Below are 18,707 nucleotides of genomic sequence, written 5' to 3' on the forward strand. Positions count from 1 at the left end.
AGGCGGCTCCCCCTATGAGCGAACTCGCCATCACCGTCCTCCAATTCGGCCTGCTGCTGCTGCTGTGGATCCTGATTCTCTCCATCATTGCCGCCCAGGGGCGCGACATGATGGTCTCCAAACGGGCCCGCACCCGTGCCCCGCGGAATGAGGCCCCCGCTTCCGCCCCTGAGGCTGAGAGCACACCGGCCACTGTCCACCATTCCGGTAAGACTCCCCGCCCACGCCCTAGGCGGCTGGTGATCTCCGAGGGTCCGCTGGTGGGCACTGAGATCGAACTCGGCTCCATCCCGATCATGCTCGGCCGGGCCCAGGAGTGCACCGTAGTGCTGGACGACGACTACTCCTCAGGGAAACACGCCCGCCTCTTCCCCCAGGGTTCGCGCTGGTTCCTGGAAGACCTCGGATCCACCAATGGCACCTGGTTGGGCGATGAACAGCTCACTCGCGCTTCCACCGTAGAGCCCGGAGACCGTATCCGGATCGGCAAGACCGTCCTAGAACTGAGGACATGAGACTGCGATGAGCTTGGTCTTCCGCTTCGCAGCCCGCTCTGACGCCGGCACCGTCCGCAGTAAGAACGACGACTCCGGATACGCCGGGCGTTACTTTGCCGTGGTTGCCGACGGAATGGGGGGCCACGCCGGCGGCGATGTAGCCTCAGCGTCCACCGTTCTGGACCTGGCCCACTTGGATACCCGTGGGTTCGCAGAGCCGGATACTGTGCTCCCGGATGAGATTCAGACCGCGAACGCCTTCCTCAACAAACTGGTGAAGACCAACCCCAAGCTCTCCGGTATGGGCACCACCATCACCGCCTGCCTGGTCACCGAGGACAAGCTGCAGTTCGCTCATATTGGCGACTCCCGCGCATACCGGCTGAAGAAACGGCGTTTCCGTCAGGTCAGCCACGACCACACCTTCGTCCAGCGTTTGGTGGATGAGGGTCGGCTTGACCCCGCGGCCGCGGAATACCACCCCCATAAGAATGTCCTGATGCGCGTGCTCGGCGATGTGGACGCCTCCCCCGAGCTGGACATCACGAGCTTTCCCCTCGAAGCGGGCGAACGCTGGCTGCTGTGCTCTGACGGGCTCAACGCCGTGGTTTCGGACCGGCTCATCGAACAGAAGATGCGCAGCTCAGACTCTCTGGAGAAGATCGTCGATGACCTGGTCAACCTCACGTTGGAGGGCGGGGCCCCGGACAATGTGACGGTCATCGCCCTGGACGTGGTCAAGGCTGAGGAAGAGCACCTGGCCAGTTCCGACTCGGTCCCGCTGAGTGCGCAGGCGGTGGCATCTGCCGACCAGTTCGGCGACGAGGGTCAGCACACCATGGAGCTCGACGTCATACCCGTGGTCAACCGTGACGCCCTGGAGGGTCTCTCCTCCAAGGAAGGCGAACTGTCACCACTGTCCGCCGCCATGGTCGAACGCACCCTGGGTGTGCGGCCGCACACGCTGGTCGGAGCAGCTGTCGCTGCCGCCGAAACCGGGACTATCCCTGTGGTGCCCCGCAACGTCGACGAACACCCCATGGCCGCCCTGCTGACAGGCCAGCCACTGAAACCGGTGCGCCACACCTATTCGGAGATGCTTGGCGAGCCCCCGGCAGAACAACCACATCAGCACGACGCCGCTGCAGCAGATATCACCAAACCGGCGCCTGAGACGTCCACGGACCACGTCCCCGAAGTCGACGAGGGCGAGGAATACGTGCTCGACGATGACGATATTGCCGCTGTCCAGGCGACGCGGCGTCGTCGTCGGTGGTTCTTGCCCACTTTTGTGGCGCTTCTCGTGGTGCTCATCGGTATTGTCACCTTCTTGGGATACGTCTGGACCCAGACGCAGTACTTCGTGGGTGAAGACGACGGTGAGGTAGCAATTTTCACCGGGGTCTCACAGTCCCTGGGGCCCATCACACTCGCCGAGGTCGATGAGCATATGGGGATCAGCGTGGAGAACCTGCCCCGCTATGACCGCAATCGGGTGGAATCAGGCATCTTCGCCGAAAACCGCACCCATGCTGAACAGATCGTGGAGAACTTGGAGCAGAGCACCGGGGGTGATCAGTGAAGTCGCAAGATCATGACGCGCATCCCAAGCCACGGCGCAATATTGAACTTCTGCTGCTGCTGATCGCGCTGACCATCGGTATCGGTGCGCAGGTCCTGGTGGGCCTGAACCTGGAGGACACGATTGACCAACGCTACTGGACCGAAGGCGGAGTCCAGGTCGCACTAGCACTGGCCTTCCACATTGCCCTGCGGCTCAGAGCAAAGTACGCCGATCCGTTCATACTGCCGATCGTGGTGACCCTCAACGGTCTGGGCATCGCCATGATTCACCGGTTGGATTTCACGAACCAGTACGACGGCGTCGCCGACCGACAACTGATGTGGACCGCCGTATCCATGGTGGCGGCTATAGCCCTGCTGGTCCTGCTGAGGGATCACCGCCGACTGCGGCAACTGACGTACATCTCTCTGGCAGTGAGCGTTCTACTGCTGTTCCTGCCCATTGTTCCCGGGCTGGGCCAAGACATCCAGGGCGCTCAAGTCTGGGTCACTATCGGCGGCATGAGCTTCCAGCCAGGTGAGTTGGCCAAGATTACGCTCGGCATCTTCTTTGCCGGCTTCCTGGCCAATAACCGTGATCTCATCCTGCTCGCCGGCCGGAAAGTCGGTCCGCTGACATTCCCCCGGCTGCAGGACCTCGGACCGCTCTTCCTGGCCTGGCTGATCGCCTTGGGCGTGCTCATCGTCCAAAACGATCTCGGCAACGCGCTGATGTTCTTCGGCCTATTCGTAGCAGTGATCTATGTGGCGACGTCCCGCATCTCCTGGGTCGCCATTGGTGTCGCCTTCGTCGCTGTCGGTGCTGTGCTGGCTTATCAGTTCGTCTGGCACGCCAGAAATCGGTTCGATATTTGGCTCCACCCTTTCGACGATGAGATCTACGACCAGCTCTACGGTTCTCACCAGTTGGTCCAAGGGCTCTTCGGCCTGGCACACGGCGGACTCACCGGGACAGGGCTGGGCTCGGGCTCGCCGCAGATCGTGGCCCTGGCCAACTCGGACATGATCATCGTCGCCTTCGGTGAAGAACTCGGCTTCCTCGGTCTCTCGGCCATGCTGGTGCTCTACCTGATCCTCTTCTCACGCTATATGCGCGCAGGCCTCGGCACACGAGACCACTTCGGCAAACTCCTTGCGGTAGGCCTAGCTATGGTCCTGGTGCTGCAGGTCTTCGTGGTCGTGGGCGGCATCACCAGAGTGATCCCGATGTCTGGACTGGTCAGTCCCTTCTTAGCGGCTGGAGGCTCTGCACTGCTGGCCAACTGGCTGATCGTGGCCATTGTGCTGCTCATCAGTCACGCCGCTCGCCGTCCCATCGTCGTCGGCCCCATGCTCAACACCACTGGGGAGGGAGCCTCAGGCACAGAGGACCCCCTGCGCGGGCGCAACACGGGTGAACAGGACCCTGTGAACGAGTCCCAGGGCTCAGCTACGGCACCGGCGCTGAAGGAGGGGGAGTCCTTCCGTGAATAACGCCATCCGTCACACCTGGGTCGTCTCCGTAGCCCTGTTTGTGTCACTCTTCGCGGCGCTGTCCCTGATCCAGGTCGTCTTCTCCGACGAGCTCGACTCGGACCCGCGAAACTCACGCCAGATCATCGCTGACGCCGGTGCACCTCGCGGGCCCATCACGGTCGAGGGAACCCCCATCGCCGAATCAGTGCCCAGCGACCATAGCCAGTACGACTACCAGAGGGTCTACAACGAGCCTGAACTGTACAGTCACGTGACAGGGTTCTTCTCCGTGATGTCAGGCCCCTCCCCGGCCGGCATCGAAAGCGCACTGAACGAGGAGATCTCCGGACACTCCGACTCTCAGTTCTTTGACCGGATCACTGCCCTCTTCACCGGCGAGACGGTGATGGGGGCCCAGGTGGAGCTCACTCTGGATCCCGAGCTGCAGCGACTGGCCTATGACCAGATCCCCAATGATCAGCGCGGCACCATCATTGTCACGGATCTGCGCACCGGGGACATCAAGGCCATGATGTCCAAACCCAGCTATGACACCAATGAGCTCGCGGTTCACTCCGGCACTGCATTCCAGGAGAACAGAGAGCGGCTCGAGGAGGAGGGCGTCCACCTCAACTACAACGTTGCCGTGAACCGGCCCATCTTCCCCGGATCTTCTTTCAAGCTGGTCACCGCCCTGGCCATGTTGGAATCAGGTGAATATGAGCCCGACACAGAGCTGGAGAACCCCTCCAGCATCGACCTGCCGCAATCTGACCGGACCCTGCCGAACTTCGCTGCGGGCAACTGTGCCCAACGTGGTCAGGCCGAACTGAACTGGATATTCGCTCAGTCCTGCAACACTCCCTTCGCTGAAGCAGCGATGGAATTGGGCGAGGACTCGCTCCAGGAGGCCGCCGAGGCCTACGGTTGGAATGAAGCGATGCGCATCCCTGTCTACGTTGACGCCTCGCGTTTCCCCGAGACCACCTCCGATGCTGAACTCGCCCTGTCTTCGATCGGGCAGGCGAGCGTGACGGCGACCCCACTGCAGATGAACATGGCCGCAGCAGCAATCGGCAACGGCGGCACGCTGATGAAACCTCAGCTCGTGGACACGGTGCGGGGCTCCGATCTGCAGATCCTCTCCAATCCCGAACCAGAAGTGCTCAACGAGGTGATGGATGAGTCCACCGCCGATGAGCTCAACGAGATGATGGTCGGCGTCGTCGAAGAAGGAACCGGGTGGCGCGCTGACTCCGGACGTTTCCAGGTCGCCGCCAAGACCGGCACCGCTGAACGCGGCGACGACACCGGCACCTACAACTCCTGGATCACCGGCTTCGCTCCGGCCGATGATCCCCAGTACGCAGTCACCGTCGTCTATGAGGGAATTGACCTCGGCGCGGGCACCGAACTCACCGGACGTCAGATGCTTACTATGCTGGAGGCGGTGATTGACGAATGAGACCCGCGGTCGGACTCACGATGGGTGACCGCTATAAACTCACCGAACGTATCGCGATCGGCGGTATGGGAGAGGTGTGGAAGGCCGATGACATAGTCCTCGGCCGCACAGTCGCGATCAAAATTCTCAAGGAAGAGTACACCGGCGACGAGGCCTTCCTCCGCCGTTTCCGGGCCGAAGCCCGCCACACCGCCCTGCTGAACCACCCAGGCATCGCCGATATCTACGACTACGGCGAACAGGCTGGATCGGGTTACCTGGTGATGGAGTTGGTACCAGGCCGGCCGTTGAGCGTGATTCTGGAGAGAGACAAGACACTCCCTTGGGAGAAGGTCCTCTCCATCATGGCGCAGACCGGACGGGCACTCCAGGTCGCCCACGATCAGGGTCTGGTCCACCGGGACGTCAAACCGGGGAATCTGCTGGTCACACCGACTCGTCGAGTTAAGATCACCGATTTCGGTATTGCACGGCTCGCCGATCAGGTGCCGCTCACGGCGACCGGCCAGGTGATGGGAACCGTCCAGTATCTCTCCCCCGAACAGGCCACTGGCCAACATGCCACCGGCTCATCAGATATCTATGCCCTCGGTGTGATCGGTTACGAGGCGCTGGTCGGACACCGGCCCTTCACGGGTGAGTCGCAGATCGCGATTGCGCTGAAGCAGGTCAACGATCCGCCTCCGCCACTGCCCGATGATGTCCCAGCCCAGGTGCGCGCGCTGATCATGTGCATGCTGGCCAAGGACACCGACCAGCGCCCCCCCAACGCCAGCAAGATGGCGGATGCTGCAGAGGCTCTGCTGCGCCGCGACACCGCAGCAGCCTTGGCTGCGGTTCCTGCTATGAAGAACCACCTTCGTGGCACGGGAGACGACGACGACACCCAACTGCTTCCCACTGCCGGTACCAGTGGTGGGGTCCAGCCTCCCGACGAGGAGGTCACGACAACCCTCTCCGCTACCACCCCTGAGCAACCTGTCCCAGCTCAGACCTCCCTCCCGGCCACCGCACAGGCCCAGGCTGCAGGCTTGCCCAGTCCACCGACTCAGCAGGAACCTGCAGCTAAGCAGAAGGAGTCCACCGTAGGGTCTCGGTGGCGCTGGCCCACCGTTACCCTGATCATCCTGGTGCTCCTGGCTGTGTTCGGCGCGTGGGTGCTGCCGTTGATGGCCGCCAATGACGACGACTCTGAGGGCGAGTCCGACGCGACCCCCACCCACTATGTCACCGAGTACGCGACGGAAACCGCCACAGCGGAACCGGAGCTCGTTACCGTAAACGAGGACGAGCTGCTTGGTCGAAACGTCGATGCGGTTCAAGCTCTTCTCGAGGAAGAGGGCCTCCAAGTGGAGACCGAGCAGGTCACATCCACGCTTGAGGCTCGCACCGTCACCGGCGTCACACCCGCCGGCAGTCTTCCGGTCGGCGCCACAGTGACGCTGTTCTACTCGGCCGGACCTCCCCCGCCTGCCACCACCGAGGCGCCACCGCCGCCGCCTGCGACCACCGAGGCGCCACCGCCGCCACCGCCCAGCCCCACCCCTACTGAGGTGGAAACCACTGAGCCCGAGCCGGAGCCAGAACCTGAACCCGAGCCGGAGCCGGAACCGGAACCCACGCCGAGTCCTGAACCCGAGCCGGAGCCAGAACCCACGGACAATGACACGGATGCGGCCGGGACCCCGGCCAGCCCCAGGGACCTTCCGACGTCGACCAGCACTGAATCCAGCTCAACGACCACCACGCTGATCGGGCATTCCCCGGCTAGCACTCAGCAGTCAAGTGCGGCTAGACCGTCACCTGACAACTCTTTCGCCTCAGGAGGTGAGCGATGACCGAGCGAGTGCTCAACGGCCGCTATCGGATCGAGGCGCTAATTGGACGCGGTGGTATGGCAGATGTCTACCGCAGCTACGATTTGTCTCTGGAGCGAGATGTCGCAGTGAAGATGCTGCGGCCGGATCTGGCCCGTGACCCGATGTTCCAGACCCGGTTCAAACGGGAAGCCCAATCCTCCGCTTCTTTGAATCATCCGAATGTTGTGGGGGTCTACGACACCGGATCCACGCACGTCAGTGAAAACGGTGGGGACACCAAAACTCCCTATATCGTCATGGAGTTCGTCAGGGGCGTGACCCTGCGCCATATCTTGCACGGCAGCCGCGGAGAAGCGTCCCAGGAGGACACCGACTCCCCACCGCAGCCTCCGAAACCTACAGAGTCCACAGGAGGAGCCAACCGCACCGACTCTGATGTGCTGGGTGTCACCGACCCCGACGCCACCCAGGTCGTCACCCAGGTCACCCAGCCGCTCGATAAGAAGATCGACACCGCCCTGAACCGGCCCCTGAGCGACCAGGAGGCCGCCAGGTACATGTCCGGGATTCTGGCTGCACTGAGCTACTCCCATACACGGGGCATTGTGCACCGGGACATCAAACCGTCCAATGTGATGGTCTCCCACAGCGGTGACGTGAAGGTGATGGACTTCGGCATTGCGCGCGCCCTGGCGGACTCGGCGCAGACCATGACCCAGACCTCCGCTGTGGTCGGCACCGCTCAGTATCTGTCCCCCGAACAGGCCCGCGGAGAGGTGGTCGATCACCGCAGCGATCTCTATTCTGCAGGCTGCGTGCTGTTTGAGCTGCTGACCAACCGTCCGCCGTTCACCGGTGAATCCCCGGTATCGGTCGCCTACCAGCATGTCCGGGAGCAGCCCCCAGCGGTCTCTGACTTCAACCCGCACGTGTCCCCCGCCATGGAATCAGTGGTGTCGAAGGCGCTGATCAAGGACCCGGCGCTGCGATTCCAGACCGCCGATGAATTCGAAGCCGCCGTGGCCGACGCCCTGCAGGGCATTCCCGTAGATGAGGGCGCCACCACCCAGCTTTCCGCAGTGGGCGCGGCCGGATTCGATGACGTGGTCTCACCCGCCGGGTCCGTTCCGATGTCAGCCCGCACACCGGAAGACCCGGACTACGACGACTACCAGGAATATGGACAGCCCAGGAGACGGCCCAACCGCACCGGGCTCTACATCCTGCTGGTCATTCTGGCGCTGGCACTGCTGGCCGGCACCACCTTTGTGCTGTCGCAGATGTTCGGCGACGCTGACGGCGTGGAGGGGGAGATGGTCACGGTGCCAGCTGTGGCCGGCCTGCCGGAAGAGGAGGCGGTGGAGGAACTCTCCGACGCCGGACTCACACCGGAGACCGTCACCGAGGCCAGTTCAGATGTTGAACCTGATATTGCCATCCGCACTGATCCCGCCTCCGGAACCGAGGTCGAAAGCGGCAGCGACATTACGCTCTATGTCTCCGAAGGTGCGGGCGAAGTCGAAGTCCCCGAAGGCCTGGTGGGCCAGCCGGAGGATACTGTTCGCGACATTCTGGAAGAAGCCGGTCTCGAAGTTGGAACGGTGACCGAAGAGGACCACGAGGAAGCCTCACAGGGACTGGTGCTCAGCACCGATCCAGAATCTGGCACCTCCGTAGAAACCGGCTCAGCGGTCAACCTGGTCATTTCTACCGGAGAGGTCCGGCTCCCCACCGGACTCGAGGGATACGTCGGCCAGCACCGCAGCTTCGGTGAGGAGTTCCTCGTTTCGGAGGGATTCCAATTGACCCCGCAGCCACGGTGGGTGGAGACGACTCAGATCGACGGCAGCGGAGAGCTTCTCGGTTACGAGGTCAACGGCCAGGCGGTCTCCAGCGGCGACTCCATCCCCAATGACGCCATCATCCAGATTGTCGCTGGAACCCTCCCGGCCACCCAGGAGAACGATGACCCCCCTGCCAATGAGGACGACGATGACGACGACGGCGGTCCACCTCCTGGGAACAACGACGATGAGGACGAAGAAGAAGATGAGGACGACGACTCCGACGAGGAGGAAGAGGACGAGTCCCCCGGGAATGGGAACGGGAACGATAACGGCGGCAATGGCAACGGAAACAACGGAAACGGCAACGGGAACCAGGACGAGGAAGAGGACGAGGAGTAGTCTTTGGCGATGATCCGTCTGCGCCCACCCCGCCCCGCGACAATTGCTCTGGGCAAGGCAGCCCGTGCGCTCACCAGACTGCGCGGCGGCTCAGGCTCCGCGTTCCCCGGTCTCGTCGTAGAGCGCCTCGACCCCGGTTTTCTGGCTGATGTGCTGGCCCAGTTGCCCCGCGGCGTCGTCGTGGTCACTGGGACCAATGGAAAGACGACCACCACCAAGATGGTGGTTGAGTTGCTGCGCGGTCAAGGACTGCGGGTCTTCACTAACCGTTCAGGCTCCAACTTCACCCGCGGGGTCGTTGCGTCCATGCTCGGAGAGATCGGCCCCACCGGCAAACTCAACGCAGATATTGCTGTCCTGGAACTCGATGAAGCCCATGCGGTGCACTTCGTCCGGGCCGTCAATCCGCAGTTCTCTCTGCTGTTGAACGTGATGCGCGATCAGCTCGACCGGTTCGGTGAAATCGACACCACCGCCCGGCTACTACGCACCATCGCGGAACACACCACCGAAGGTGTGGTGCTCAACCGTGAGGATTCCCGAGTCGCGGCGATCGCAGATTCGCTCGGCACCCAGCAGGTCCGCTACTTCGGTCTGGCTCCGGAGCTGCGTTCCCACTTCCCCTCCGACGATGATCTTCACGGCGCAGGTGCCGCCGCAGAAGGCGTACAGCCTGAGGCTGATGTGCTGCTGACCGGGCTGGGCACCCAACAGGGAACTTTCCGGATGGGCACTGAAGAGATCACCAGTGACCTCACCGTCAACGGCGCCTACAACATTTACAACGCGGCTGCCGCACTGGCCCTGGTGCGGCTCGTGCTGGGCGAGGCCACCGACCGTGATGCGCTCCTGGGTTCGCTACGGAGAGCCTCCCCAGCTTTCGGTCGCGGAGAATCGCTCACCGTGGGCGGTCAGCCGTTGGACCTGATCCTTGTCAAGAACCCCTCGGGTTTCCGGTTGGGGCTGACGAGCTTCTCAGCTGACGGGGTGGCAACCATGATCGCCATCAATGACAACTATGCCGACGGACGCGATATGAGCTGGCTATGGGATGTCGGTTTCGACTCCCTGGTGCAGCAGGGTGTCGCCATGGTCTCCGGTGTGCGGACCTATGACATGGCGCTGCGGCTGAGCTACGACGGAGTCAGCATCGCCGCCCACGAGCCAGACCTCGGCAAGGCCCTGGACGACTTCCTATCGGCGCATCCCGATGTTCCCAAGCGTATATTCTGCACCTACACCGCCATGCTCGCCCTGCGTAAGCGCCTGGGCACCTACACCGAGGTGGAGGCCTTCAACTGATGACTGTGCCAGTTCCCGCTGACTCTTCGTCCACCGATAAGCAGATTCGGGTCCTGCAGCTGTATCCGCGGGATATGAACATCTACGGTGACTACGGCAACGCCCTGGTCCTGATGCGGCGCATCCAGTGGTACGGCTACACGCCGGTCATGCTCTCCTACAACCCGGGTGACGAGTTTCCGGCGGATCCGGACATCCTCATTGGAGGTGGAGGCCAGGATTCCGGGCAGGACCGGATACAGCAGGACCTTCTGGGTATCGGCGACCGCCTGCGCGCCTTGGCGGAGCAGGACACTCCTATGCTGATGATCTGTGGGCTCTACCAGCTGTTCGGGCACTTCTTCGAAACGCGGGACGGCTCCCGGATCTCAGGGATCGGTGTGCTCGATGTCGAAACCTATGGGACTGACAACCGGCTCATCGGCAACCTGGTTGCTGAATCCTCAGATTTCGGTCAGATCATCGGCTATGAGAATCACTCCGGTCAGACGTATCTGGGACCCACGGTGACACCATTGGCCAAGGTCGTTGTCGGCGAAGGAAACAACCAGCGGGACCCCCACGAAGGCGCCCGGTACCGCAATGTGCTGGGCAGTTACCTGCACGGAGCTCTCTTGCCCAAGAACCCAGCTATCGCCGATTTCTTGATCAGCAATGCGGTGCAGCAGAAGTTCGCACAGGAGCTTCCTGCACTCGATGCGCCACAGTCAGCGCCGGCGAGCCTGCAGGAGCTGACTGAGCACGCCCGTGAGGCTGCTGCCGCCAGGCCCCGCTGATCAGCGGATGGGATTGAGGTCAGCAGCCTTCACGGCTGCTCCGCTCATTCCCAGGGACTCCAACCAGTTGCCCAACATCCGGTAGCCACCCTCGGTCAGCACCGATTCTGGGTGGTACTGCAGTCCCCACAGGGGTGCGCTGCGGTGCGCCAGGGCCATAATCACGCCGTCGGCGGTGGTGGCGGTGACTTCCAGGACATCGGGGACCGTATCCGGCTGCACAGCCAGTGAGTGATACCGCGTAGCCTCGAACGTCTCCGGAAGCCCTGTGAAGGACTCATGCCCGGTGTGGGTCACCGGCGACGTCTTGCCATGCATCAGCTGATCAGCGCGCGTCACTGTGGCACCAAAAGCTTCACCAAGGCCCTGATGCCCCAAACAGACGCCCAGCATCGGAGACCGGGCTCCTTCACACCAGCGGATCAAGTCCACGGAGATTCCTGCATTTGCCGGGGTGCCCGGACCCGGGGAGATCAGCACACCATCGTGTTCCGCGGCGAGGTTGGTCACTTCCTCCAAGGTGAGGTCATCATTTCGGATCACTGTGGTCTCAGCGCCGAGCTCACGCAAGTACCCCACCAGCGTGTAGACAAAACTGTCATAGTTGTCGACCACAAGAATACGAGTCATAGCGCTCAATTATCCGTCATCAAGAGTCACATCGCCCAATGGGCTGTATTCACTCACCCAAGGGAAGACAAATTCCATCAGGCCGTAGACAGCTGCCGCCAAAAGCACCAGGGTGGTGAGGAGCCGAATCCAGAGGGGACCCGGGAGAACATCGTTGAAGAACCAGGCGTACATCAGTCCATCCCTCCGGCGTAGAACATGTCCGAGATCGGCTCATGGTGCACCAGGTCCTGTGGTGCCTCACCACCCGGTGGCACATAGTCCACTATCTCAGCGTGGTGGATCAGCCGCTCCCGATTGGAGTACAACGGGTGGCAGGTTGTGAAGGTGAGGACCCCGAACTCAGCCTCTGAGTCGGGTTGACTCGGCACAGCTGCCAGAACTTCAGTCTGGCTGGGCAGAACAACCTGCCGTTCCTGCACCTCGTAGATGTAGATGCCGTCGTAGGAGACCACATAGATCGGGTCGCCTATCTGCAGGTTGTCCTGATTGCCGAGCATGGAGGCGTTCGTGTTGCGGTGCCCCGCCAACGCAAAGTTCCCGGGCTCATCGGGCCACTGGGTCTCTGTGTAGTGCCCTACGCCTCCGCGGTCGATCTGCGCAGCGCTGGTACCGTGCCTGATCGGTGCCGCCCACTGGTCACCCAAGCGCGGGGCGTAGACGGTGCCCATGATGTCCTCTGACCCGGTCTGGGTGCGCATGTGATCGGCACAGCCAATCTCGGTTCCGTCCTCCAGGGTGTAGCAGACGTCGAAATCTGCCGGAGACGGACCGCCGTCATCATCGGCGTCACCACCAGCCGCAGCTGCGGGGCCTTCCGGCATCCCGGCGTAGAACTCATTGAGCGAGTCCTGCCGGTCCGACTCCGCCTCAATTCCGGTCCACCACAGCTCCCACACGACGAAAAGCAGACCCAGAACGCCGAACGTGATGAGGATTTCTCCGAACCAGCCGATCATCCGGGACCCGAGGGAACGGCGACGCCGCCGCGGTGCTTTAGTCACTCGAGCCGCCCGTTGTGCCGGGTCGGCATGCCGAGGTGGTGTTAGCGTCATCGTGGTCAGGTGCTCGCTTTGCGTAGAATGGCGCGGAGGAAGTCAGACGACCATAGAATACCCAATATTCAGGAGTCACCCGTGCCAGAGTCCCGACGCCGGAAGAACCGCAATGCCGGCGATCAGCAGCAAAATGAGCCGAAATCGCCGCTAAGCAGTGCTGAGCAGTTCAGCATGGACGGTCTGGACGGAGAGGATGAGTCTCTCCCCGCGTGGTACCGGGTGACCATGTTTGGGCTGATGATCATCGGGCTGCTGTGGCTGATCACCTGGTATGTCACCTCGGGGTCACTGCCACTGGGCACCCTCGGAGGCTGGAACATCATCGTCGGATTCTCCATCGCGATGGTCGGCTTCTTCATGACCATGCGCTGGAAATAGGGCTCAGAGCCTGACTTTCGGGTCGGGAAGGTCCGGAGGCGATGCTGCCGGTGTGTTCTTCAGCCGGGTGAATGCCTCCTCGATTGCCCGATCCAGCTGAGGATCATCTGCCCGGAACAGTTGTCCCGGCTGATGAATCACCTCAATGTCGGGATCCACGCCGTAGTTCTCCACGCCCCAGTCTTTGCCTTCGATCCAGAAGGCGTACTTCGGCTGAGTCACCGTAGTGCCGTCGATCAGGTCGAACCGGCCATCGATGCCGATAACCCCACCCCAGGTGCGAGTACCAATCACAGGACCAACTTTCAGCGCCTGGGCCACAGCATTGACGATATCGCCGTCGGAACCGGAGTTTTCGTTGGCCACCAGCACCACGGGCCCACGCGGCGCGCCGTGGGGATACGGCATTGACTCCTCTTCGTGCCGTGCGGTTGCCCATGCCACAACGCGCTGGGCCAGTCGCGCGATCACCAGCTGAGAGGTATGGCCACCGCCGTTGTAGCGGACATCCGCGATGAGCCCTTCGGCCTGTGTCGCCAACCTGAGGTCCCGGTGCAGCTGAGCCCACCCGGTGGCGACCATATCCGGCACGTGCAGATACCCCAGCCGCCCTTTGGACTTTTCTGCAACGTAGTCACGGCGGGAGCGCACCCAATCCTGGTAGCGCAGCTCAGCCTCATCTGCCAGGGGCAGCACCACGACCCGTCGACTGCTGTCAGCACGCTTCAGGGTCAGCTCCACCGGTTTGTCGGCCGAGCCGGTGAGGTGCCGCGCCGGGCCGATTATCGGGTCCACAGGTTGTCCGTCGACAGCGGTGATGAGGTCACCAGGCTGAGCGTCGACACCCGCGGCATGAAGCGGCGAGCGCGCTTGGGGCTCTGAGGATTCGGTCGGCAGGATTCGGTCGATCCGCCAGCCGTGCTCGGCCGGTGAAAGGTCCGCTCCCAGCAGGCCCAGCTTCTGGTCCTCCCCCGGAGCCGCACCCTGGTCGATCACATAGGAGTGGGAGGTGTTGAGTTCGCCGACGGTCTCCCACAGGATGTCCACCAGGTCATCCTTGCTGCGTGCGGTCTCGATCAGAGAGCGGTAACGTGCCACCACCGCATCCCAGTCGACACCGTCCATATCCGGCCGCCAGAACTGCTGGGACATCAGGCGACACGTCTCGTCGAACATCTGCGTCCATTCGGCCTGCTGGTCCAGCTGGAAACGGAGGCGAGTGAGATCTACGGTCACTTTCTCGGCGTCGTCGTCTTCAACCTTCTTGGTGGAGGGCTGCACGGTGACGGTGTCCTGGTACCGGACCACTATCCGTTCGCCGTCTCCCGAGACCGCATAGTCAGTGAGTTTGTCCACAATGACGGTGCTCTTGCGCTGCTCGAAGTCCCAGCGAACCAACTGTTCGGCCGGCTGGTCCCCAGGAACGCCTGCCCGGCGGGCTCCCAGTTCGCCGGTTTCCTGCGGGACGGTGACCCACAGCAACGCTCCCTTGGCCGCTCGTAGTTCCCGGTAGTCAGCCGAGGGGACGGGGAACGCCACAATCCGCTCTTCAGCGCGCGCAGCGTCCACATCTGGGCAGGCCGGGGTCTTCTTCGCAGCAGCGGCCTCTGTGGTGTCATCGGGGGTCTCCTTGACCGGGGAGAGCCGCCAGCCTTCCGCGCTGGGCCCGAACGGTGGCGGCTCGGCAGCTGCCAGTGGGAGCAGCCATGGCCGGGTCGCTCCGGAGAAGGAGAGGGCGAATTCATGGGTGTCGTAGTGCGGGTCAAAGGTACGGTTCGACAGGAAGGCGATGTACTTGCCGTCACTGGTGAATGTGGGAGAGAAATCGTGGAACCGGTTGTCGGTCAGGGCCACCGGCTCGTGGTCTCCGTGGGTGTCCAGCACCATCAGCTGGTGGATCTGGCCCTCCCCTGCGGTTGGATGTGACCACAGCATGTAGCGTCCGTCTGGGGAGAAGGACGGCGATTGCGGCTCACCGCAGGTCGACCGAATGATGCTGCGCACTTTCGGAGCGGGTGCGCGAAGGGTGCGCTTGGAACTAAGGGTGACCAGGCGGACCCACCCGTCGTGGGAGAGAACGGCGAGCCTTTCACCGGCGGGGTCTGCGGCCAGGTGCAGCACGCGGCCCAATTCGCCGGTCAGGAGTCGCTCCGGAGACGCTGAACCGTCCAGGGTGTGGATCTCCAGACTGTCCTCACCCTCAGCGTCAGTGACTAGGGCGGCTAGGCCTCTATTGCCCAGTAGGACCGGTTCGCGGGTGCGTACTCCGGAATCTGCGGCCAGGACCCGGCCCGGGCCTTCTCGGTGCGTCAGCCAGAAGGTTTTGCCCCGCCAGGAGACCAGGCTTGCATCAGCGCCCTGATCGGGGACCAAGCGGTCCAGGTTGTCGGTGGCCTTCAGAGTCAGCGGCGCAGGAGCCGTTCCGGGCAGGGTGACTTCAAGGCGCCGGGCCGGGGAGCCAACACTGTCCTTGATCCAAATGTCGCCGCGGCTGTGCCAGGTGATGCGGGCGCCGTCGCTGGTGGCGTCACGGACATACCCCGTGCTCTCGTCCTGGAACGTGAGCTGTTTGAGGCTCTTCTGCTTGTTAGAGGCAGGTTTTTCCCAGATCCAGAGGTTGGCTTGCTCGTTCGCTTTCTTGGGGAAGCTGGCTGAGCGGTCGGAGACAAAGAGGAGGGCGTCGCCGATCCACATGGGGTCGACTATTGCGGCGGTCTCATCTGTGAGCAGCTGTGTCCAGTTGCCCTTGCCCTTGGCGTCCAACCACAGCTTCGGCGCCGTTCCGCCGCGATACCGCTTCCAGTGCGCAGGCGTGCGGTACTCGGGGGTGGTCAGGGCTGCAGCCCCGGAGGAGCTGACAGCCAGGCCGGTGGCCGATCCGTAGTGCAGCCGTTCCCACTGTCCGTTCAGGGACAGCGCCCGCACTACCTGGTCGCGATGGACTTCCCCCGCGTTGGTGGACACCAGGAGGCGGCCGTCGTGGGCCCATCCCAGGATGGCGGTGCGTCGGTTGCCCCACCAGGTGAGTCGACGGACCTCGCCGGAATCGATCCCAACTGCGTAGACCTCATGGTGGCCGTCACGAGTAGAGATGAACGCGACTTCGGTGCCGTCGGGGGATATACGCGGGTGCTTCACTGGGGCGGCGTCGCGGGTCAATCGCCACGCCCGGCCCCCTGCAGCCGGTGCCAGCCAGACGTCATCGGCGGCAGTGAATGTGATGTGGTCACCATGCAGATGCGGGTATCGCAGATACGCTCCGGAGTTCATCTACTTACCCTACACATTTTGGCCCTTTTCGACCCCCCTGAAAAATGTCAGGGCGCTGTTGAGAGATCAGGCTCTTATAGGCACCTGATATCCCGATTGAGACCTGATAAACCAGCTCAGAGGAGCCCGGCACGGCGGAATCGAGCGTTGAGCACCCGCGGATCCCGGAGCGCGTCCTTGCCCCAGCGCAGAACCCGCCAACCCTGTCCTTCCAGCGCCTCCCGGCGTTGCTTCTCCCGGTAGTGCAGTTCTGCAGGCTCCATGCCATTCACGTACTGCTGGTTGAAGTACTTCACTTTCCCATCCACCTCGCCCACAACTCGTTCGCGCTCCCAGCAGAAGTCTGTACGGAAGTCCCCTGTGGGGGTACGAATCACTTTCTGCAGAGTCGGGGCCGGGCAGTTGAGGCGGTCCATCACCACACGCGATTCGGACTCCAGGGCTGACTCCGCTCGCCCGTCCGCGAACTCCCAGGCCCGGTACCAGCGTGCACGCTGGCGTTGGGAGCGAAGGTAGGGCAGCCAACTGTCCACATCGACGTCGTTCCTGGCTTTGACCGCGTCCAAGACCACGACCGCCTCAGCGAACGACATTCGGCTGACAGTGTCGATCACCGCCAGACCAAGCGGCTCACTGCGATAGCCCGTACTGGGGCCCATCACGTGGTGGAGGCTGCCGGCACCGAGTCGGACCTCCGGGAAGCGAAATGTACCGTCACGGATCCGCCCGCGCAGTTCGGAGCGCGAGGTATTAGCGGGGCAGGCGGCTTCCACCAGTTTGACGGGAAAGCTGCTCAATCTGGCCGGCTTCAGCGGCGCCTCATCAGGATGGGCGGCGTCATAGCGCCGTCGGAACTGCTGGGGCGGCACTTTGCCGGTCATGCCAGGCGGTGGAAGCTGTTTGGCTGAACCCGGATCTGAGGTTCGCGCATACACGGCACGTGGAGTCTTCAGCAGGGGAAGGCCATACAGCGTGAGCGTCGTTTCACGGCAGAACAGAGGCGCCCGACTCATCGCGACACCTGCAATGGTGATCTCATACCGCGTCCAGGGAGGGGCTTCAACCCACTGTTGGGCTGGCACATAGATTCCTCGGCGGAGCCGGAGGAGCTGCCCCCGGCGGAGCAGTTCTACGAGCCGCTCGCTGGTGTGGGAACCATCTGGCTGGCGTTCGGCACGCAACAACTCGATCCGCGCCTCTGGTGTGCTGTGCATACATCCAGCCTGATGTCCTGGCTCCGCAGGCACCAGGTGCAGCCCGCACCTGTGGATAGACGGCGTGTCACTGCACGCTTATCGCCTACCTCCAGCACTTTTTCAGGGTGTTGTTGAGAGTTCAGCTTCCTAGAGGATGCTGATAACCCAACAACGCCCTGAAATCCCACACCGCCGCGTGGTGGAGAGCCGCAGCACCCCCCGCCGCACCCCGCCACCCCGACTGGCCGCACACACGAAAGAGGGCCCCACACCGATATGGTGCAGGGCCCTCCAACAGAGGTAAATCTGTAAAGCCTTAGGCGGCTGGCTTAGGTGATGGAACCTCAGCGCCTGCCGGCTTCGCATCCGTGTTGGTCTCAGCCTGAGCCGCCGGCTTGGGCGAGTCAGCTGGGACCTTGGATGAGGAGACCGGCTCTGGCTTCTTCCAGGGGTCTTCCACCGGCTTCGACGCCCGCCAGGCGGCCACACCGGCCGTCACACCTGCGGCGACTACGCCGAAGACCAGAAGACCCTTCTTGCGGGACTTCGCCTTCTGGTGCTTCTTCAACTCCTTGGCCGCAGCTTTGGCGGCCTTCTCGGAGTTCTTCCGCAGCTTCTTGACGATCTTCTTGTCCCCGGTGGCCTTGATGAGCGCCGATTCCACCCGCGGGTCCACCTGAGCCTTATGGATCAGCTTCGCGGTCTGATCCGCATAGCCTCCCAGTTTGGCTGAGGCTGCGGGCAGGGTGTTCTTGGTGAAGTCACTCTTAGCGCCGTCGTACTTGGCGACAACCTTCTGGACCTCTTTCTTGGCCTTGGGCGGCAGCTTGTCATACTGAGCAGCGATACCGTCACCGGCCTGGGATGAAAATTGCTTGATTTTGGAACCAGCCACAGCCGCACCGTCATTCACCGCGTGAAGAGCTTTTGCCGAGGCATCCTGTACCTTCGGAGCACTCTTGCGGTAGGTGTCTTCTGCCCAGTCAGCAGCCGTACCAACTTTAGGTCCGGCCCATTCCTGGGCAGTTTCGAGTCCGGCGAGCACAGTGTGCCCCCAGGTGTGGCTCGGTTTCTTTTTCTTACCGAACAT

The 18,707-nt window shown here is 62.7% G+C and carries 15 protein-coding genes; 9 read left to right on the forward strand and 6 right to left on the reverse strand.

Annotated elements, in window-relative coordinates; translation table 11 throughout:
* Positions 1–14: 14 nt before the first annotated feature.
* The 8 genes from FH975_RS11640 to FH975_RS11675 are packed head-to-tail and all read left to right on the forward strand — an operon-like array spanning position 15 to position 11,085.
* Positions 15–515 carry an FHA domain-containing protein FhaB/FipA gene (locus FH975_RS11640; protein WP_162321470.1) on the forward strand — a complete coding sequence of 167 codons (501 nt, stop codon included), beginning with the start codon at positions 15–17 and terminating at the stop codon, positions 513–515.
* Positions 516–522: 7 nt separating this feature from the next.
* Positions 523–2,079 carry a PP2C family protein-serine/threonine phosphatase gene (locus FH975_RS11645; protein WP_153077731.1) on the forward strand — a complete coding sequence of 519 codons (1,557 nt, stop codon included), beginning with the start codon at positions 523–525 and terminating at the stop codon, positions 2,077–2,079.
* Positions 2,076–3,554: an FtsW/RodA/SpoVE family cell cycle protein gene (locus tag FH975_RS11650; protein ID WP_162321471.1), complete on the forward strand. Its 1,479-nt coding sequence runs from the start codon at positions 2,076–2,078 to the stop codon at positions 3,552–3,554. The genes FH975_RS11645 and FH975_RS11650 overlap by 4 nt, the downstream gene beginning before the upstream one ends.
* Entirely contained in the window at positions 3,547–5,001 is a 1,455-nt protein-coding gene (locus FH975_RS11655) for a penicillin-binding transpeptidase domain-containing protein (protein ID WP_162321472.1), read from the forward strand. Before FH975_RS11650 ends, FH975_RS11655 begins: the two co-directional genes overlap by 8 nt.
* Complete coding sequence (locus FH975_RS11660) at positions 4,998–6,839, forward strand: protein kinase domain-containing protein (RefSeq protein WP_162321473.1); 1,842 nt, start codon at positions 4,998–5,000, stop codon at positions 6,837–6,839. The genes FH975_RS11655 and FH975_RS11660 overlap by 4 nt, the downstream gene beginning before the upstream one ends.
* Positions 6,836–9,007 (forward strand): protein kinase domain-containing protein, encoded by a 2,172-nt coding sequence (locus FH975_RS11665; protein WP_162321474.1) that lies wholly within the window; start codon positions 6,836–6,838, stop codon positions 9,005–9,007. Before FH975_RS11660 ends, FH975_RS11665 begins: the two co-directional genes overlap by 4 nt.
* A gap of 9 nt (positions 9,008–9,016) precedes the next feature.
* The gene (locus tag FH975_RS11670) at positions 9,017–10,309 is read left to right on the forward strand and encodes a Mur ligase family protein (protein WP_162321475.1); all 1,293 of its coding nucleotides are present in this window, start codon (positions 9,017–9,019) and stop codon (positions 10,307–10,309) included.
* Entirely contained in the window at positions 10,309–11,085 is a 777-nt protein-coding gene (locus tag FH975_RS11675; protein ID WP_162321476.1) for a type 1 glutamine amidotransferase, read from the forward strand. Before FH975_RS11670 ends, FH975_RS11675 begins: the two co-directional genes overlap by 1 nt.
* Here the strand turns inward: FH975_RS11675 and FH975_RS11680 are convergent, their stop codons facing one another.
* From FH975_RS11680 to FH975_RS11685, 3 genes are read right to left on the reverse strand one after another with little or no spacing between them, the layout of a single operon-like run.
* Complete coding sequence (locus FH975_RS11680) at positions 11,086–11,715, reverse strand: anthranilate synthase component II (RefSeq protein ID WP_162321477.1); 630 nt, start codon at positions 11,713–11,715, stop codon at positions 11,086–11,088. It abuts the gene before it with no gap.
* A gap of 9 nt (positions 11,716–11,724) precedes the next feature.
* A complete protein-coding gene (locus tag FH975_RS16330; protein ID WP_194251018.1) occupies positions 11,725–11,889 on the reverse strand; it encodes a hypothetical protein in 165 nt (54 codons plus the stop codon).
* Entirely contained in the window at positions 11,889–12,770 is an 882-nt protein-coding gene (locus FH975_RS11685) for a class E sortase (protein ID WP_162321478.1), read from the reverse strand. Before FH975_RS11685 ends, FH975_RS16330 begins: the two co-directional genes overlap by 1 nt.
* Before the next feature lie 81 nt (positions 12,771–12,851).
* On the opposite strand from FH975_RS11685, the gene FH975_RS11690 reads away from it, so the two are divergent.
* On the forward strand, positions 12,852–13,151 hold the full coding sequence (locus tag FH975_RS11690; RefSeq protein WP_328821872.1) for a cell division protein CrgA: 300 nt from the start codon (positions 12,852–12,854) through the stop codon (positions 13,149–13,151).
* Positions 13,152–13,154: 3 nt separating this feature from the next.
* Here the strand turns inward: FH975_RS11690 and FH975_RS11695 are convergent, their stop codons facing one another.
* The 3 genes from FH975_RS11695 to FH975_RS11705 form a co-directional block, all read right to left on the reverse strand.
* Complete coding sequence (locus FH975_RS11695; protein ID WP_162321479.1) at positions 13,155–16,421, reverse strand: S41 family peptidase; 3,267 nt, start codon at positions 16,419–16,421, stop codon at positions 13,155–13,157.
* A 116-nt stretch (positions 16,422–16,537) separates the two neighbouring features.
* Positions 16,538–17,635: a hypothetical protein gene (locus FH975_RS11700; RefSeq protein ID WP_162321480.1), complete on the reverse strand. Its 1,098-nt coding sequence runs from the start codon at positions 17,633–17,635 to the stop codon at positions 16,538–16,540.
* Positions 17,636–17,933: 298 nt separating this feature from the next.
* Positions 17,934–18,707, reverse strand: a complete 774-nt coding sequence (locus tag FH975_RS11705) for a hypothetical protein (RefSeq protein WP_153077743.1) — start codon at positions 18,705–18,707, stop codon at positions 17,934–17,936.

Origin of the sequence: Nesterenkonia haasae, assembly GCF_010119385.1 — a bacterium.
In the GTDB taxonomy this organism is placed as follows: Bacteria; Actinomycetota; Actinomycetes; order Actinomycetales; family Micrococcaceae; genus Nesterenkonia; species Nesterenkonia haasae.

Excerpts from the sequence above, each read along its gene's own strand:
- FH975_RS11660 (WP_162321473.1), top strand. The coding sequence starts at position 4,998 with ATGAGACCCGCGGTCGGACTCACGATGGGTGACCGCTATAAACTCACC.
- FH975_RS11670 (WP_162321475.1), top strand. The coding sequence starts at position 9,017 with ATGATCCGTCTGCGCCCACCCCGCCCCGCGACAATTGCTCTGGGCAAG.
- FH975_RS11685 (WP_162321478.1), bottom strand. The coding sequence starts at position 12,770 with ATGACGCTAACACCACCTCGGCATGCCGACCCGGCACAACGGGCGGCT.
- FH975_RS11675 (WP_162321476.1), top strand. The coding sequence starts at position 10,309 with ATGACTGTGCCAGTTCCCGCTGACTCTTCGTCCACCGATAAGCAGATT.
- FH975_RS16330 (WP_194251018.1), bottom strand. The coding sequence starts at position 11,889 with ATGTACGCCTGGTTCTTCAACGATGTTCTCCCGGGTCCCCTCTGGATT.
- FH975_RS11705 (WP_153077743.1), bottom strand. The coding sequence starts at position 18,707 with ATGTTCGGTAAGAAAAAGAAACCGAGCCACACCTGGGGGCACACTGTG.
- FH975_RS11695 (WP_162321479.1), bottom strand. The coding sequence starts at position 16,421 with ATGAACTCCGGAGCGTATCTGCGATACCCGCATCTGCATGGTGACCAC.
- FH975_RS11640 (WP_162321470.1), top strand. The coding sequence starts at position 15 with ATGAGCGAACTCGCCATCACCGTCCTCCAATTCGGCCTGCTGCTGCTG.
- FH975_RS11680 (WP_162321477.1), bottom strand. The coding sequence starts at position 11,715 with ATGACTCGTATTCTTGTGGTCGACAACTATGACAGTTTTGTCTACACG.
- FH975_RS11700 (WP_162321480.1), bottom strand. The coding sequence starts at position 17,635 with ATGCACAGCACACCAGAGGCGCGGATCGAGTTGTTGCGTGCCGAACGC.
- FH975_RS11665 (WP_162321474.1), top strand. The coding sequence starts at position 6,836 with ATGACCGAGCGAGTGCTCAACGGCCGCTATCGGATCGAGGCGCTAATT.
- FH975_RS11645 (WP_153077731.1), top strand. The coding sequence starts at position 523 with ATGAGCTTGGTCTTCCGCTTCGCAGCCCGCTCTGACGCCGGCACCGTC.